The sequence below is a fragment of the Corynebacterium jeikeium genome, assembly GCF_000738175.1.
Taxonomy (GTDB): domain Bacteria; phylum Actinomycetota; class Actinomycetes; order Mycobacteriales; family Mycobacteriaceae; genus Corynebacterium; species Corynebacterium jeikeium_C.
Window position 1 is genome coordinate 32,188 of the sequence record NZ_JFCH01000035.1, and the last position, 15,840, is coordinate 48,027.

The following is a 15,840-nucleotide window of genomic DNA, read 5'->3' on the forward strand; positions in this document are numbered from 1 at the left end:
ACTAGAAAATACGGATCGGGTTAACCACATCGGCGACGATCACGATGATGCCGAACACCAGCAGCACCGCCGTGGCCGCGTACGTGAGCGGCATCAGCTTTGTGTAGTCGGCGGGGCCGCCGGGCTGCTTGCCGCGCAGGCGGCGGAAGAAATCGCGGATCTTTTCGTAGATCACCACGGCGATGTGCCCGCCGTCCAGCGGTGGCAGCGGTACCAGGTTGAAGGCGGCCAGGAAGAGGTTCAGGCTCGCCAAGGTCATGAGGAAGCTCATCCACTGCTGGTACTGCACCAGCTCGCCCCCGACGCGGGAGGCGCCGACCACGCTCATTGGGGAATCGTCCTCGCGGTTGCCGCCGAAGATGGACTCGACCACGCCTGGCACGCGCTGCGGCAGGGCGATCAGGCCGTGGAAGGTGTCGTTGACCATGCCGCCCGTGAAGGACAGCGTGCCGCCCACCGCGCTGACGGGGTTGTACTGGTTGATCACGAGCTCCGGGCGCTTGGCGCGGATGCCGACGGCGCCGGAGGTCATGGTGTTGCCGGCGGTGTTCAACCGTTCGACCAGTTCGATCTGCAGGTCGAGGTTCTTGTGCTGCCCGTTGCGGTCGACGACTGCCGGGACCGTGATGCGGTCGCCGACCTGCTTGCCGTCGTCGGCGGCGCGCTCGGCCTCGGCGGCGATGGCCTTGGTGAACTCCCGGAAGTCTTCTGTCTCTTCGCCGTTGACGGAGAGGAAGGTATCGCCGGTCTGGACGCCAGATGCCGCCGCGGGACCGTCGCCCGTACACTCTTGCAGCGTGCCGTCCGAATTTTGCTTCGCCGGTGCGCACTGGGTGGATTCGACGGTGGGAGTAAAGACCACGTTGCGGTCCGGCAGTCCCCAGGCCAGCGCCACCCCGTAGAGGATGCCGAGAGCCAGCAGGATATTCACGATGATGCCGCCGAGCATGACGAAGATGCGCCGGTGCGCCGGCTTGTCATACATGGCGTGCGGGCGCTCTTCGTCGGTCATCTCGTCCAGCTTCGTCATGCCGGCGATGTCGCAGAAGCCGCCTAGGGGGATGCCCTTCAGGCCGTACTCGGTGTGGCCCTTGCGGAAGCTAAAGATCGTCGGGCCGAAGCCGATGAAGTAGCGTCGCACGCGCATGCCGGACATGCGGGCGGCAATCAGGTGCCCCGCCTCGTGCAGGGCGATGGATAGGGCGATGCCTAGGGCGAAGAGAAGGATCCCTAGTCCGAAAGCCACGTGGCCATCCTTTCGTGCGCCTTGGCTCGGGCTTCGCGCTCTGCCGCCAGCACATCTTCGAGGTCGTTGGGTTCGGCGGACAGGTGCTGGCAGGTCTCCATGGTTGCCGCAACCGTGTCCACAATGCGGGGGAAGCTCAGCCTGCCGTTGAGGAACTCGACGGCCGCTTCCTCGTTCGCAGCATTATAAACCGCGGGCATCGTTCCCCCGGCAGTGACCGCCTGGCGTGCCAGGATTACGGCCGGGAAGACCTCGTCGTCCAAGGGCTCGAAGTGCCAGTCGGTTGCCTGGGAAAAGTCCAGCTTGGGCTGTGCATCCGCGATGCGGTCGGGCCACCCGAGGGCCAGGGAGATCGGCAGCTTCATCGACGGCGGGGAGGCCTGGGCGATTGTCGCCCCGTCGATGAAGGTGACCATGGAGTGGACGATCGACTGCGGGTGGACAGTCACGTCGATCTTCTCAGCGGGGATGCCGAACAGCAGGCTGGCCTCAATCAGTTCCAGCCCCTTGTTGACCATCGTCGCGGAGTTAAGGGTGTTCATCTGCCCCATCGACCAAGTCGGATGGTTGGCGGCCTGCAGCGGGGTTACGTCCTCCAGCTGAGCGCGCGTGTAGCCACGGAAAGGGCCGCCCGAGGCGGTGAGCACGAGCGAGTCCACCTCGTCCACCCGCCCGGAACGCAGGCACTGCGCCATCGCGGAGTGCTCGGAATCCACGGGGATTAGCTGCCCTTCGTCCGCCGCCTTCAGTACCAGCTGACCACCTGCGACGAGCGATTCCTTGTTTGCCAGCGCCAGTTTCGCCTTGGTTCCCAGGGTCGCCAATGTCGCATCGAGGCCCAGAGAGCCGACTAGAGCGTTCAGGATAACGTCGCCCTCCCCCAGTTCCGGGCCGATGGCCTCGACCAGCTCACTGGCGGAATCCTTGCCCCGGATGCAGTGGGCGCCGAACTCCCCGTCCAGCCACTCCGCCGTGTGCTCGGAGGCCACCGCCACGCGCGCAAGATCCAGCCCAAAGTCGCGGACCTGCTGCGCCAGCACATCCGGCTTGGAGCCGTGCGCGGAAATGCCAACCAGCTCGAAGCGCTCTGGGTTATCCGCCATCACCTCCAGCGCTTGGGTACCGATGGATCCGGTGCTGCCTAGTACTACTACTCGCGTTTTCACGCGGTCTATTCTATTTCTTTTCTTGGTGACGCCCCGTCTCCCCACCTAAATTGGGTACTTTCCTGGCCACGCCTGCACACGGATAGGGACATTCTTGTCCTGATGTGTCAAAATAGCGGGGATAGAATTTTTTTGACTTTCAGGAGGAAACGGTGGCGCAACACTCTAAGGAAGCTGAAGTTTACAACGGCGTATCCACCGCGGACGTTCCGTCTGCGGCCTGGGGCTGGAGCGAGCTTCCGCGTCGCGGAATCATTACCGCCGGTGTCATCGGCGGCCTGTTCTTGTTGGGCATGCTGTTTGGCAACCACAAGGGCAACGTTGAGAACATCTGGCTGATCGTGTTGGCAGTCGTGGTTTTCCTCGGCGTTGGCCTGTGGGTGGCTCGCCCGACTTTCAAGCAGCGCACGACCGTTACCGCTCGCAACAAGCCGGAGGGTCACGTGGAGCCGGTCTGGTCCGCTGACCAGCTGAACCTGACGGGCGCTTACTCCGATCTGAGCGACGATGAGCTGCGTACCCAGAACATCGACCCGGCTACGCTGAACCGCTAGCTCTGATCGGCTAGTTTTTAGCCCTCAAAAAATTTTTTACTGCGCAGGCTGCTTTAAAGCCTGCGCAGTTTTTTATCGCTCTTCTGCCGCCAGCTGGCCACAGGCCGCGGCGATCTCCTGGCCCTTCGTATCGCGCACAGTGCAAGGCACGCCCTGGGCTTCCACCCGGCGGACGAACTCGTCTTGACGATCCTTCGGGGAGGCATCCCACTTGGAGCCGGGCGTGGGATTCAGCGGAATCACATTTACGTGCACCTTCGTCCCCAGCGCTCCACGTAGCTTCTTCCCCAGCAGGTCCGCACGCCACGGCTGGTCGTTCATGTCGCGGATCAGTGCGTACTCAATGGAGACGCGACGGCCGGAAGTATCCGCGTAGTAGCGTGCGGCGTCCAGCACCTCCTCCACCGACCAGCGGTTATTCACCGGTACTAGCTCGTCGCGCAACTCGTCGTCCGGGGTGTGTAGGGAAACGGCCAGGCGAACCTTCATCTCCTCGTCCGCCAGCTTGCGGATCGCCGGGGCCAGGCCGACCGTCGACACGGTGATGTTGCGCTGGGAAATGCCGAAGCCGTCCGGCGCTGGTGCGGACACCTTGCGGATGGTGTCCACCACACGCTTGTAGTTGGCCAGTGGCTCCCCCATTCCCATGAACACGATGTTGGACAGGCGACCGCCCTCCTCCTGCATCGTGCTGGCCGCCGCGCGGGCTTGCTCCACCATCTCGCCGACGGACAGGTTACGGTCCAGGCCGCCCTGGCCGGTCGCGCAGAACGGGCAGGCCATGCCGCAGCCAGCCTGGGAGGAAATGCACAGCGTGGCGCGCCCCGGGTAGCGCATCAGCACGCTCTCCAGCATCGTGCCATCGTGCAGTCGCCACAGCGTCTTGCGCGTCTCCCCATCGTCGGCCTCCATGTTGCGCATGGGGTGCATCAGCTCGGGGAATAGAGCATCCTTTACCGACGCGCGCTTGGACTCGGGCAGGTCGGTCATCTCCATCGGGTCGCCCTGCAAACGGCCGTAGTATTGACGCCGAATCTGATCCGCCCGGAACTTCGGCAGACCGAGCTCCTGCACACGCTCCTTGAGTGTCTCCTCATCGAGATCCGCCATGTGTACCGGCGGCATCCCCCTTTTGGGTGCTGCGAACTGAAGTTTTACTGGTGTAGCCATGATGCGCCCATTATTGCACGTAACGGGGGTAACCCTCACATTGCAAAAATCTGAACCCAGCCACGTTATGCCGTTGAATGGTAGGTATGAGCGACAACATCCGGAAGTCCATACCGCAGCCGACCAACAAACAAGCGGGTAACACTCCCCCGCACCCGCCGACAACGCACACTAATCCTCCAGCTGGAACCTCGGCGCAGAATCCGGCGTCACCAAAAAAGAACAGCGAGCAGCGCGAGGTGAAGAAGACCCTGGCGGGAACGACGTGGGTGGCGCTTATCGTCGGCGTGCTGCTGCTGATCCTGTTGCTGGTGTTTATCCTCCAGAACCAGGAATCCGCCGAGCTCCAGCTGCTGGGCTGGACGATGACCTTCCCGATCGGCGTAGGCATGCTGATCGCCGCGATTGTCGGTGCGCTGATCATGGCACTGGTCGGCGGAGTGCGCATCGTGCAACTGCGCAAGCAGGTTACGGAATAGCTACACGCCGCTGAGCATATTCAGCACAACCCAGGTGATCATCGCCGACGGCAACATGCCATCCAGGCGATCCATCAGGCCGCCGTGGCCCGGCAGCATACCGGACATATCCTTGATCCCGAGGTCGCGCTTGAACTGCGACTCCACCAGGTCGCCGAGGGTGGCGCAGCAGGCCAGGCCGGGCCCCAGCAGCAGACCGACCCAGAACGGGCCGGAAAGCAGCAAGGTCACGCAGGCCACACCGATGGCGGTGGATAGGATCAGCGAGCCGACGAAGCCCTCCCAGGACTTCTTGGGACTGACAGCGGGCGCCATCGGGTGCGTGCCGAAAAGCACGCCGGCGATGTAACCGCCCACGTCGGAGCCCACAACACACAGCATGAACGTGACGATGAAGGCCCAGCCGTCGACGTGATCGCGCTCCATACGCGACAACATGGCCGCGAAGCTGCCAAACAGGGGGATCCACGTCAGTACAAAAACGCCGACCGCCGTATCCCGCAGATAGTTATGCGGAGGCGAGGAACGGCCGTGGTGGAATAGGCGCGTCACCATCAGCAACAACACGCTGATGACGAAACCCGCCAGCGCGCCCGTCGGCCCGAAGGGCCACGAAAGCCACACGATCACCTGCGCGCCTAAGAAGAGGACGGGCAGGTTCAGCACATAGCCGCCCTCGTAGAGCCGGCGCCAGACTTCATAAACCGCCAGCGACAAGGCCAAGGCCACCAGCGGATACCACGCGAAAGGTGTGAAGAGCCCCGCGATGGCGATGGCGCCCAGAAATACGCCGACGGCGATGGCCTGTTTCAGATCCCGGCCGGGACCATTCTTGGGTTTCGGGCGAGCAACGATGGGAAATCGGCCTTTCGTGCGCGGGGGCTGGCGGGCGCTCGAGTTAAACCTCGAGCAGTTCCTTCTCCTTGGCCTCGACCAGGGAATCAACCTGCTCGACGTAGTTGTGGGTGATCTTCTCCAGATCCTTCTCAGCTGCGCGAACTTCGTCCTCGCCGGCCTCGCCATCCTTCTGGATCTTGCCCAGCTGCTCCATGCCCTTGCGGCGGATGTTGCGGATGGCGATCTTCGCGTCCTCGCCCTTGGCCTTGGCCATCTTGACCATTTCCTTGCGGCGCTCCTCGGTGAGCTGCGGGATCGTGACGCGCAGCACCTGGCCGTCGTTGGTGGGGTTGACGCCCAGGTCGGAGTTGCGGATAGCGTTCTCGATCGCATCCATGGTGGACTGCTCATAAGGCTTGATCAGCAGCATGCGGGGCTCCGGAACACTGATGGTGGCCATCTGGGTGATCGGAGTGGGAACGCCGTAGTACTCGGCGACAACGCCGTTGAACATGGAGGGGTTGGCGCGACCGGTGCGGATGGTCGTCAGATCCTCTCGGGCGTGCTCCACGGAGCTAGTCATGCGCTCTTCGGACTCAAGCAGAATATCGTCAATCATGATTAGAAATTTACCAGCTTACGGTGGGGATATGGGTTTAGGGATCGGGTTATGTTGGCTCTTTAGCGGGCACCGACGTTGCCGTCGACCAGGGTGCCGATGCGCTCGCCGTTGATCGCGCGGGCGATATTGCCCTCGGTGAGCAGGTTGAACACCAGGATCGGCATCTTGTTGTCCATGCATAGGGAGAACGCGGTGGCGTCGGCGACCTTGAGCCCCTTCTCGATGACCTCCCACGGCGTGATCTCGTGGAAGAGCTCCGCATCTGGGTTGGTGCGCGGATCGTCGCTGTACACGCCGTCGACGGCCTTGGCCATCAGTAGCACCTCGCAGCCGATCTCCAGGGCGCGCTGGGCGGCGGTGGTGTCGGTGGAGAAGTACGGCATGCCCATGCCCGCGCCGAAGATAACGACACGCCCCTTCTCCAGGTGGCGGGAGGCGCGCAGCGGCAGGTAGGGCTCTGCAACCTGCGTCATCTGGATGGCGGTCTGCACGCGGCAGTCCACGCCCTCCTGCTCGAGGAAATCCTGCAGAGCCAGGCAGTTCATGACCGTGCCGAGCATGCCCATGTAGTCGGAGCGGGAGCGGTCCAGGCCGCGCTGCTGCAGCTCTGCCCCGCGGAAGAAGTTGCCGCCGCCGATGACCACGGCGACTTCCACACCAGACTTGGAAACCTCCGCGATCTGTCGCGCCACGTTCTGCACGACGTCGGGGTCGATGCCGACCTTGCCGCCGCCGAACATCTCACCCCCCAGCTTCAACATAACGCGCTTGTAGCCTTCGCGGTTTTCGGCTGTAGTCACCGGGGAATCTCCTTTGTCGACGTGTTTTGCACTGCTGGCCATACTACCCCACCCAAGACATGGAAAAAGGCCTCGGCACCCTTACGGGCCGAGGCCTTGAAATGCGAGGCTTCATGCCTGGCGATAGGTGGCTATGCCTGGCCAACCTCGAAGCGCTTGAAGCCCTTCAGGGTCACGCCGGCCTCGTCCATAACCTGCTTAACAGACTTCTTGGACTCGGTGACGGACGGCTGGTCCAGCAGGCAAACGTCCTTGAAGTAGCCCTTCAGGCGACCCTCGATGATGTTCGGCAGAGCCTTCTCCGGCTTGCCTTCCTCGCGTGCGGTAGCCTCGGCGATCTCGCGCTCCTTAGCAACGGTCTCAGCCGGGACCTCGTCGCTGCTCAGGTACTTAGCCTTCAGAGCGGCAACCTGCATAGCGGCGGCCTTTGCTGCGCCCTCGTCGTCGCCTTCGTAGGCAACCAGCACGCCAACTGCCGGCGGCAGGTCAGCGGAGCGGTGGTGCATGTAGACAGCGACCTTGTCGCCCTCGATGGTGGTGGCGCGCTTCAGCTCCAGCTTCTCGCCGATCTTTGCGGACAGCTGCTGCAGAGCGTCGACAGCCTTCTGGCCGTCAACCTCGACTGCCTCGAGCTCCTCGCGGGAGTTAGCCTTAACCTCGGCTGCAGCGGCTGCGACCTTGTCGGCGAACTCGATGAACTCGGAGTTCTTGGCCACGAAGTCAGTCTCAGCGTTGACCTCGATCATGGTGTTACCGGAAACGGCGATCAGGCCCTCGGAGGCGGAGCGCTCTGCGCGCTTGCCAACGTCCTTGGCGCCCTTGATGCGCAGGATCTCGATGGCCTTGTCGAAGTCGCCAGCGGCTTCTTCCAGGGCCTTCTTGCAGTCCATCATGCCGGCGCCGGTGATCTCGCGGAGCTTCTTAACGTCTGCAGCGGTGTAGTTCGCCATGTGGGGCGATCCTCCTTCTGGTGGAAGTGTTCATAGTGGCTGAAATAACAGTTTCTAAATTCAGTCCTGTTTTCCAGCCTAGGTTACAAGTAACGCCCACGCCCGTCGGACACGGGTCTGAAACTGTGTCCCATACGGGGGTGGGCGCTAAATCGCTAGCTCTAAAGCAGCTTATGCCTCGGTGTTGCCCTCGGCCTTTGCCTCAGCCTGAGCCTCTTCGGCGGGGGCCTCGGTCTTCTCAGCCTCAGCCGGTGCCTTGTCAGCGTCGCCGGCAGCTTCCTTGGCTGCAGCCTCCTGGCGCTCGGCGCGGGCCTGGCGGCCAGCCTCGACTGCGGAGGAGATGATGCTGGTCAGCAGGTTTGCGGAGCGGATAGCGTCGTCGTTGCCCGGGATCGGGTAGTCGACAACATCCGGGTCGCAGTTGGTGTCCAGGATTGCGACAACCGGGATGTTCAGCTTCTGTGCCTCGGAGACAGCGATGTGCTCCTTGTTGGTGTCGACGATCCACAGAGCGGACGGAGTCTTGGTCATGTCCGCGATGCCGCCGAGGACGCGCTCCAGCTTGTTGCGCTCGCGGGTCAGCATCAGAACTTCCTTCTTGGTGCGGCCCTTGTAGCCGTCCTCAGCTGCGTCCATTGCCTGCAGCTCCTTGAGGCGGTGCAGACGCTTAGCAACGGTCTGGAAGTTGGTCAGCATGCCGCCGAGCCAGCGGTGGTTGACGTAGGGCATGCCCACGCGCTCTGCCTCGTTGGCAACTGCTTCCTGGGCCTGCTTCTTGGTACCGACGTACAGGATGTTGCCGCCGTGGGCGACGGTCTCCTTGACGAACTCGTATGCCTCGTCGATGTAGGTCAGGGTCTGCTGCAGGTCGATGATGTAGATGCCGTTGCGGTCGGTGAAGATGAAGCGCTTCATCTTCGGGTTCCAACGGCGGGTCTGGTGACCGAAGTGGACACCAGCGTCCAGCAGCTCGCGCATAGTAACAACAGCCATGGTGTTACAGGGGCGTATTTCTTCTAGCCAACCGCGTGGTCGGCGCCGCCCCTTCCTCGCTTTCAAAGTTTAGGGTTTGACGGTTTTCTTCACGATGCACTCGACACTCACTGTACGTGCGTGGCTTATGCACCATCCTGGCAGATAGTCCCCGGTGTAGCTGTGGCTCGCCATGTTCGCCCGCTTCTTCTATCGGGACCGTGCTGGTGAGCCATTAGGTGGGGTGCGAATATCTACGCGTAGTCAGTCGCCTTACTCCGCCTCTCGGTCTTCGCGAAACCGAGTGCACTCCCTTAGAACTTGTGTGTATCAAGAAAGTGCGGCAGACGGATCCGGACATACTGCGCTTGCTACCCTACCCCCACTCACGCTGCCTAAACAAGTCCTATCGCCGCGCGTTGTGCCGTTTCTGTGGACAACTTTTAGTTATCCACAGCCTCGCCGGTTCGCCCTTTCTTTTTGGTGACGCCCCCACGCATCATCTGTAGCCATGACCCCACGGCTATACCGCACCATTTCCTTAACGCTTGCGCTGGTTCTCCTCTGGGTTGGCGCCCCGCCTGCCCCCTTGCCAACTGCAAGTTCCCAACCCGATGCGTCCCGCATAGTCCGCTCACATAGGTTGCCAACTGCCAAGGATGCGCAGGTAATCCGCGCTGCGGACATTCCCGATGCCGTGTGGGAACCGGGTCACCGGGGCGTGGACCTGCAGGCCTCTCCCGGTGAGGCGATTTTAGCCAGCCGGGGTGGCACCGTCGCCTTTGCAGGAGTCGTCGCTGGCACGCCGGTTGTCTCCATCAGCCACGCGGACGGTATCCGCACCACCTATGAGCCCGTCATGGCACGCGTGCGCGCCGGTCAAAAGGTGCGCCGAGGCGAGGTCATCGGCGTGCTGGCGGATGTCGCCAACTTGCCTGAGCATGCCCGGAAATCGCCGGGGCTATCCTGGGGCGCGCGATTCGAAGGCAAGGGGCGGGTGTACATCGACCCGATGACGCTTCTCGGTTCCGTACGGGTCAGGCTCTGGGATGCGCCTGGTTAAAGACGGCCTTCAGGCGCTCGGTGCCGACGTGGGTATAGATCTGCGTGGTGGACATGTTCGAGTGGCCAAGGAGCTCCTGCACCACGCGGAGGTCCGCCCCGCCCTCCAGGATCGCCGTGGCCGCGGAGTGCCGCAGCCCGTGGGGAGACAGGCGCGGGCCGGGGCCGGCCTGGGTTACGCGGTTCACCACGGTGCGCACCTGACGGGGGTCAATGCGCTTACCGCGGACTCCCACAAAGAGAGCCGGAGTGCCTTTCGCCATGTCCCCGCGCACCTCGAGCCACTTCTCAAGGGCTGTCACCACGGTGGCCCCAAAGGGGACCACGCGGGTCTTGCTACCCTTACCCGTCACGCGGAGGAGGCGGTTGGAAAAGTCCACGTCGTCCACATCGCAGCCAGTCAGCTCGGAAACGCGGATGCCGGTGGCGTACAGCAACTCAACCATGGCCCAGTCGCGGATGGCGCTAGGCGTGGAGGCATCACCCTCGGGCTGCAGGCCGTTGAGCATGTCGGAGGCCTGATCGGCGCGCAGCACGCGCGGCAGCGTGCGCTGCGGCTTCGGCGCCTTCAGCGCGGCGACCGGGTTGGCCTGCACGAAGCCGCGGTGGGCAAGGAAGGCTCCGAAGCCCCGCATGCTGGAGGCCAGCCGGGAGAGGCTGGCCCGGCTGGCGCCGTTATCCACCGCCCAGCCCAGCACGTCGCGGGCGCGGTCCAGGTCGAACTCCTCGATGCGCTCTAAGCCTTCCAGCGCGCTGTCGAGATCCCGTCGGTAGGCGCGGATCGTGTTCTCGGAGCGCCCGACCACGTGGCGCAGGTGCTGCTCGTAGTCGTCCAGCACAGACCACAGCGGCGCCGTGGTGCCAGTGGGACGGGAGTTACTCATGTGACCAATCTAGCCGGTCACTCGACCCTAATCCAGCGATCCGCCTCCCTCCGGAGCCTGCCCATGGCCTCCAGGTCTCGCAAGCAGCGGATCACCGTGCGGGCGGGCAAACCGGTGGCTTCCACCAGTTGCGGCAGTCTGCCTTCGGGGCCTTTGCCGCTCGGCAAGGCTGCGGCGTCAATAATGGCGAGGTGCTCCCAGCTAGGCAGGAACGAACGATCCTCCTGGCCTAGCCCCAGCACCATCTGCTCGCCGAGAGGGGTGAGCTCCTCGATCAGGTCACGGGCGCTGACGGCCAGCGTGGCGCGGGCGGTACGGATGCGGTCGAGGCACCCGAGGGAAGCGTGGGATGTGACGGGGCCAGGGACGGCAAAGGTAGGCTTCACGAAGGCCTCAGCCCAGTTCAGGGTGTTGAGGGCTCCGCTGCGCTGCGGGGCCTCCACCACCAGGGTCGCCTGTCCGAGCGCCGCCGCCAGGCGGTTGCGGGTGAGGAAGCGATGGCGGGCCGGCGGGATGCCCGGTGGATACTCACTGATGAGCATTCCGCCGGCGGCGACTATCTGCTCAAACAGATCCCCATGCGCCTTGGGGTAGGAAACGTCGAGCCCGCAGGCCATGACCACAATCGTGGGCATCTTGGAATCGAGGGCCGCGCGGTGGGCGATAGCATCGATGCCGATCGCACCCCCGGAGATCAGGCTGAAGCCCGCGTCCGCGAGGTCTCCCGCGAAGGATTCGGTGACCTGCTCGCCGTAGCGCGTGGCGGCGCGGGTGCCCACGACCGTAACCGAGCGGCGCACCAGCGCATCCAGGCGAACATCCCCGCGCACCCACAGGGCGAAGGGCGCGGCCGCCTGGCCGCGGACGGAGGAATCGTGATCCGCACCCGATTCGGCCATGCGGACGAAACTGGCGGTCAGTTCGGCAGGCCACTCGTCGTCCTCCGGGGTGACCAACCGCCAGCCGCGGGCGATGGCCAGCTCCGCGTCGCGGGTGGGGTCCTGCTCGTAGCGCTGCGAGGTCGAGTCCGCCAGTGCGTCCGGCAGCTTCCCTCCCCGGCGCGCCAGGGCTTCTGCTACGGATCGCACGTCCGCGGGGCCGAGCTGCTCCCAACCGTTGGGCCACAGCATGTCCAACACGTCGAGGCGCGATGCCTCTATGACCCGGCGCACGTAGACCCACTCCAAAAAATTGTCCTGGGTCGTCATCGCTGTACCTCTACCAATTCCCTGTCCGCTCCGAAGAGTTCCACCGCGTCGCTGATGTGCCCCAGGTGCGGAGCGGAAGCGCGGTCTAGGTCCGCAAGTGTCCAGGCGACCCGGATGGTCCGATCCACTCCCCGCTGCGTGATCGTGCCGGTGCGCAGCATGTCCTCCAGCAGCACGGCGCCGGAATCGTCCACGCCTACCTGCCGCAAAATTTTTCCGGGCACCAGCGCGTTGCTGGCGGTGCCCCACCGCTGGCGGGCGCGCTCCCTGGCCTCGGCCACCCGTTCGGCCACGGCGGCGCTGGTCTCTCCAGGACTGCTAAGCGCCTCAATCTGGGGCCTGCCCGTGGTGGTGGCGAACACGTCCACTCGGTCGCGCAGCGGACCGGATAGCTTCGCCTGATAACGCAGCCGCGCCCCCGATGGGCACGTGCAGTCAATCGGCAGCTCCGCGCCACACGGGCAGGGGTTGGCGGCCATCACCAGTTGAAAGTCGGCGGGGAAGCTGGAGATTCGATTCGCCCGCATGAGCTCCACGCGGCGCAGCTCCATGGGCACGCGCAAGCACTCCAGGCTATCCCGGCGCGCCTCGCTGACCTCGTCGATAAACAGCACCCCGTGGTGGGCTAGGCTCACGGCCCCGGGCGCGGGCACGCGACCGCCACCGATCAGTGCCGCCGGGGTCACGTTGTGGTGCGGGGCGATGAACGGCCGCTGACCCGCGAGCACTTCCAGCAAGCTCCCCTTTACTCCCGCCAGGGAGTGCACGCTCGCGGCCTCCACCCGCTCGGTATCGGTCATGGGCGGCAGGATCCCCGGCAGACGTTCGGCCAGCATCGATTTGCCGCTTCCCGGCGGCCCCGTCAGCATTAGGTTATGTCCCCCGGCCGCGGCCACCTCCACCGCCCGACGGGCGGCGGGCTGTCCCACGACTTCCGCCAGGTCCCCCATCTGCCGAGGCGGGGCGTACTCCCCCGGGCATGCCTCTCGCAGCTCTCCCCCACGCAGCCAGTCGATAACCGTACCCAGGTTCGGGGCCACCAGCACGCTCACACCCCCATCGCTCGCTGCTGCCTGCGCAGCCTCGGCTGCCTCGCTTTCGTTTCCCACGGGCACCACGACAGTGGAGAATCCCTCCATCGCCGCGGCCAGCACCAGCGCGAACACTCCCTGCACCGGGCGGATCTGCCCGTCCAACCCCAGCTCCCCCACCAGAATCGTCTGAGCTAGCCGTCCCGCTGCTAGCGCATCATCAGCAACCGCAGAGAGCATCGCGCACACCATCGCCAGGTCATAACCGGCCCCCTGCTTCGGCAACCCGGCAGGCGACAAGCTCATCACGGTCCGCGACCCCGGCCACCTCACGCCGGAATTCTTCAACGCCGACCGGATGCGGTCCTTCGCCTGCACCACCGCGGTATCCCCCATACCCACGATTGATATTCCGGGTAGCCCCCTGCTCACGTCGCACTCGACAGTGATCACCGTCCGTCGGGTCCCCTCCAGCGCTATCGACTGCGCATGCCCCACGGCCATTGGTCACCACACCCCCTCGACGTGCTCGCGCACGCCGTCCGGTCCGACGTCGATCACGTCCACGCGCAGTCCCCCGGAAAACTGCACCCCCTCGCGGTTCTGTTCCAGCCACAGTCCGGCCAGCGTGCGAATCCGCCTGAGCTTCCGCGACCCCACCGCCGCCACTCCGCCCCCGTCGGAGTCCGAGGCGCGATACTTTACCTCGATGAAAGCCAGGTCGTCCTCGGGTGTCCGCGCCACCAAGTCCAGCTCCCCGTAGCGGGTGTAAAAGTTGCGGTCCAGCACCTCATACCCCGCCCGCTGCAGATACTCAGCCGCCAGGTCCTCCCCCAGGTTTCCCACTGCTCGCTTGTTCGCCGCCGTCACTAGTCGCCCTCCCCTTTTCCGTGATCCGGCACCGGTCCTTCACGCCCGGTACCTGGTTCACAAGTGTGGGGCATCATCCCCGTGGGGTGGCGTCATAAAAAGAAACAGAGACAACAAAAGCCCAGGGGGTTGTGGAAAACCCCTGGGCTGTGAATAAGCGGAAAAATGCAGGTCAGTCGGGCAGCTGTAGCTCGGGCTTGTCGAGCTCCTCGATGTTTACGTCCTTGTAGGTGATTACGCGCACGTAGCGGACGAAGCGAGCGGGGCGGTACATGTCCCACACCCAGGCATCAGACATGCGGACCTCGTAGTAGACCTCTCCGCCGGAGTTGCGCGGGATCAACTCGACGGCGTTGGCCAGGTAAAAGCGGCGCTCGGTCTCCACAACGTAGGAAAACTGGCTGACCACGTCGCGGTACTCGCGGTACATCGACAGCTCGACGTTTGCCTCGTAGTCGTCTAGTTCCTCAGCACTCACGGACTTACCCTCGATCCTTCCCTTTAAGCCACTGCTGGTGCGCAGCGGCCACGTTCTTGTAACTGTAACGGTGATAAGGGGTGCCACCGTGCAGGCTCACCGCAGTCATGTGCGCCTTGGTGCCATAGCCCTTGTGACTAGCCAAACCATACCCCGGGAATTCCTCGTCGAGGGTTCGCAACACTCGATCCCTGGAAACCTTTGCCAGCACACTCGCCGCGCTGATGCACTTGGCCATCTGGTCGCCCTTCACCACCGGCAGGTGCGGCATGGGCAGGCCGGGGACCTTCACCGCATCCGTTAGCACGTAGCCGGGCTGCACATCCAAAGCGGCCACGGCACGCCGCATGCCGGAGACGTTCGCGTGCTGAATGCCGAAGCGGTCGATGTCCTCGGCGCTGATGTGGATGATCGAGTAGGAAACGGCAACGTCGCGGATGACGTCGTACATCCGCTCGCGGGTCTTTTCCGTGAGCTTCTTCGAATCGGTCAGGCGGTCCAGCCCGGCCCCGTCCAGGTCGGAGGGCAGGATGCACGCCGCAATCGAGATCGGCCCGCAGCACGCGCCGCGCCCGGCCTCATCCACCCCCGCGACAGGCCCCAGCCCCGCGGCCTCTAGCTCGCGTTCCATCTAGCCCTGGATGGGCAGGGAGTCCACGCCACCAATGCGGCTGAACGGCAGCAGGATGGACTCGACCTCGCCGACGATGTTCTCCACCGGGATGGTGCCCTGGTGCTCGTCGCCCATGTGCGCGCGGGAGTCCAGCGAGTTGGTGCGGTTGTCGCCCATCACCCAGACAGCGTCGTCCGGCACGGTGACAGGTCCGAAGTAGTCGCCCTGGCACTCCTTGGAGCCCGTGGTCGGGTCGATCGGGTTCGCCGGCGGGTCCATCGTGTAGGAATCATCGACCTTCTTGCCGTTGACCATGATGCCCGGGTCGCCCTCCTGGCACTGCACGGTCTGCCCACCGGTGGCGATCACGCGCTTGACCAAGGTGTTTTCGTCCGGCGCAACGATGCCGATGGTGGCGCCGACGTTCTGCAGCCCACGCACCACATCGTTGGAGCTGCGGCGGGAGGTGTACTCCTCGTTCCAAGACTCGGTTCCGACGAAGACGACGACATCGCCCGGGTCGGGCATCTTGTCGCCGCGGTAGGCCAGCTTGTTCACGAAGATGCGGTCAGGTGTGCAGCCCACGCAACCGTGCAGCGTTGGCTCCATCGACTCGGAAGGAATCAGGTACATGCGGCCCACAAAGTTATTGAAAGCGCCCAGTACCAGCATCGTCACCAGGATGATGATCGGCATCTCGACCCACCAAGGGTAGGTCTTCTTCTCCTTCTTCTTTTTTGGTGACGCCCCCTGCTCCGGCTGCGCTGCAGCCTCATCGGGCACGTTAGGGTCGTTGGGTTCCTGTCGATGAGTCACAAAGAACGAGGATACCAGTGGGGCGAACAGCAAAAAACCCAGCCACGAAAGTGTGACTGGGTTGATAGCACTTAGGGGGTAA

Annotated in this window: 18 protein-coding genes; 3 read left to right on the plus strand and 15 right to left on the minus strand. The window is 64.0% G+C overall.

The window, feature by feature from the left end:
- Position 1 precedes the first annotated feature (1 nt).
- Entirely contained in the window at positions 2-1,246 is a 1,245-nt protein-coding gene (locus JQ46_RS06085; RefSeq protein WP_034986345.1) for a M50 family metallopeptidase, read from the minus strand.
- Positions 1,231-2,421 carry a 1-deoxy-D-xylulose-5-phosphate reductoisomerase gene (dxr, locus tag JQ46_RS06090; protein WP_034986403.1) on the minus strand — a complete coding sequence of 397 codons (1,191 nt, stop codon included), beginning with the start codon at positions 2,419-2,421 and terminating at the stop codon, positions 1,231-1,233. Before dxr ends, JQ46_RS06085 begins: the two co-directional genes overlap by 16 nt.
- A 143-nt stretch (positions 2,422-2,564) precedes the next feature.
- Between dxr and JQ46_RS06095 the strand changes: the two genes are divergently transcribed.
- Complete coding sequence (locus tag JQ46_RS06095; RefSeq protein WP_034986346.1) at positions 2,565-2,966, plus strand: DUF2631 domain-containing protein; 402 nt, start codon at positions 2,565-2,567, stop codon at positions 2,964-2,966.
- Positions 2,967-3,038: 72 nt separating this feature from the next.
- On the opposite strand, the gene rlmN is transcribed toward JQ46_RS06095, so the two are convergent.
- Positions 3,039-4,136: a 23S rRNA (adenine(2503)-C(2))-methyltransferase RlmN gene (gene rlmN, locus JQ46_RS06100; RefSeq protein WP_034986347.1), complete on the minus strand. Its 1,098-nt coding sequence runs from the start codon at positions 4,134-4,136 to the stop codon at positions 3,039-3,041.
- Positions 4,137-4,213: 77 nt separating this feature from the next.
- Here rlmN and JQ46_RS06105 point away from each other — a divergent pair, with 77 nt between their 5' ends.
- Positions 4,214-4,615, plus strand: coding sequence for a LapA family protein (locus JQ46_RS06105; protein ID WP_034986348.1), 402 nt, complete (start codon positions 4,214-4,216; stop codon positions 4,613-4,615).
- On the opposite strand, the gene JQ46_RS06110 is transcribed toward JQ46_RS06105, so the two are convergent.
- From JQ46_RS06110 to rpsB, 5 genes are all read right to left on the minus strand, one after another.
- The gene (locus JQ46_RS06110; RefSeq protein ID WP_424648002.1) at positions 4,616-5,560 is read right to left on the minus strand and encodes a phosphatidate cytidylyltransferase; all 945 of its coding nucleotides are present in this window, start codon (positions 5,558-5,560) and stop codon (positions 4,616-4,618) included.
- Complete coding sequence (gene frr / locus JQ46_RS06115) at positions 5,514-6,071, minus strand: ribosome recycling factor (protein ID WP_034986349.1); 558 nt, start codon at positions 6,069-6,071, stop codon at positions 5,514-5,516. The genes JQ46_RS06110 and frr overlap by 47 nt, the downstream gene beginning before the upstream one ends.
- 62 nt (positions 6,072-6,133) lie before the next feature.
- Positions 6,134-6,916 carry a UMP kinase gene (pyrH, locus tag JQ46_RS06120; RefSeq protein ID WP_049050452.1) on the minus strand — a complete coding sequence of 261 codons (783 nt, stop codon included), beginning with the start codon at positions 6,914-6,916 and terminating at the stop codon, positions 6,134-6,136.
- A gap of 89 nt (positions 6,917-7,005) precedes the next feature.
- Positions 7,006-7,824: a translation elongation factor Ts gene (tsf, locus tag JQ46_RS06125; RefSeq protein ID WP_034986351.1), complete on the minus strand. Its 819-nt coding sequence runs from the start codon at positions 7,822-7,824 to the stop codon at positions 7,006-7,008.
- A 171-nt stretch (positions 7,825-7,995) separates the two neighbouring features.
- Positions 7,996-8,817 carry a 30S ribosomal protein S2 gene (gene rpsB, locus JQ46_RS06130; RefSeq protein ID WP_034986352.1) on the minus strand — a complete coding sequence of 274 codons (822 nt, stop codon included), beginning with the start codon at positions 8,815-8,817 and terminating at the stop codon, positions 7,996-7,998.
- 622 nt (positions 8,818-9,439) lie between these two features.
- Between rpsB and JQ46_RS06135 the strand changes: the two genes are divergently transcribed.
- Positions 9,440-9,859, plus strand: coding sequence for a M23 family metallopeptidase (locus JQ46_RS06135; protein WP_034986353.1), 420 nt, complete (start codon positions 9,440-9,442; stop codon positions 9,857-9,859).
- On the opposite strand, the gene JQ46_RS06140 is transcribed toward JQ46_RS06135, so the two are convergent.
- The 7 genes from JQ46_RS06140 to lepB form a co-directional block, all read right to left on the minus strand.
- Positions 9,834-10,742 carry a tyrosine recombinase XerC gene (locus tag JQ46_RS06140; RefSeq protein WP_034986354.1) on the minus strand — a complete coding sequence of 303 codons (909 nt, stop codon included), beginning with the start codon at positions 10,740-10,742 and terminating at the stop codon, positions 9,834-9,836. The genes JQ46_RS06135 and JQ46_RS06140 overlap by 26 nt on opposite strands.
- Before the next feature lie 17 nt (positions 10,743-10,759).
- Entirely contained in the window at positions 10,760-11,950 is a 1,191-nt protein-coding gene (gene dprA, locus JQ46_RS06145) for a DNA-processing protein DprA (protein ID WP_034986355.1), read from the minus strand.
- Complete coding sequence (locus JQ46_RS06150; RefSeq protein ID WP_034986356.1) at positions 11,947-13,485, minus strand: YifB family Mg chelatase-like AAA ATPase; 1,539 nt, start codon at positions 13,483-13,485, stop codon at positions 11,947-11,949. The genes dprA and JQ46_RS06150 overlap by 4 nt, the downstream gene beginning before the upstream one ends.
- 3 nt (positions 13,486-13,488) lie before the next feature.
- The gene (locus JQ46_RS06155; RefSeq protein WP_034986357.1) at positions 13,489-13,851 is read right to left on the minus strand and encodes a YraN family protein; all 363 of its coding nucleotides are present in this window, start codon (positions 13,849-13,851) and stop codon (positions 13,489-13,491) included.
- 172 nt (positions 13,852-14,023) lie between these two features.
- Positions 14,024-14,329 (minus strand): DUF2469 domain-containing protein, encoded by a 306-nt coding sequence (locus JQ46_RS06160; RefSeq protein WP_005295294.1) that lies wholly within the window; start codon positions 14,327-14,329, stop codon positions 14,024-14,026.
- A 4-nt stretch (positions 14,330-14,333) separates the two neighbouring features.
- On the minus strand, positions 14,334-14,960 hold the full coding sequence (locus JQ46_RS06165; RefSeq protein WP_034986358.1) for a ribonuclease HII: 627 nt from the start codon (positions 14,958-14,960) through the stop codon (positions 14,334-14,336).
- A complete protein-coding gene (lepB, locus tag JQ46_RS06170) occupies positions 14,961-15,758 on the minus strand; it encodes a signal peptidase I (protein WP_034986405.1) in 798 nt (265 codons plus the stop codon).
- Positions 15,759-15,840: the final 82 nt, after the last annotated feature.